Annotated in this window: 1 pseudogene; it reads left to right on the top strand. The window is 68.2% G+C overall.

The features are described 5' to 3' along the window. Positions 1–223, top strand: a pseudogene (locus E4K09_RS29820) (acetate--CoA ligase family protein); the annotation flags it as partial.

Below are 223 nucleotides of genomic sequence, written 5' to 3'. Positions count from 1 at the left end.
GCGGCACGGTGCTCGGCGAGCGGGCCTGGCCGTCTCTCGAGGCGCTGCCCGGACCAGTGGATCACGCCTATATCCTTTCCGGAACCGAGGGGGCGATCGCGGCAGTCGAGACTTGCGCAAAGGTGGGGGTCAAGGTCGCCTCGATCCTCGCCACTGGTTTTTCGGAGGCGGGTGAGGCTGGTCAGGCCCACGCCGCCTATATCCGAGACCTGGCGCGCGAAGC

It is taken from the genome of Microvirga pakistanensis, assembly GCF_004458765.1.
Classification (GTDB): Bacteria; Pseudomonadota; Alphaproteobacteria; order Rhizobiales; family Beijerinckiaceae; genus Microvirga; species Microvirga pakistanensis.
The sequence above is the reverse complement of the archived record's forward strand: the minus strand, read 5'-3'. Positions and strand labels throughout refer to the sequence as shown.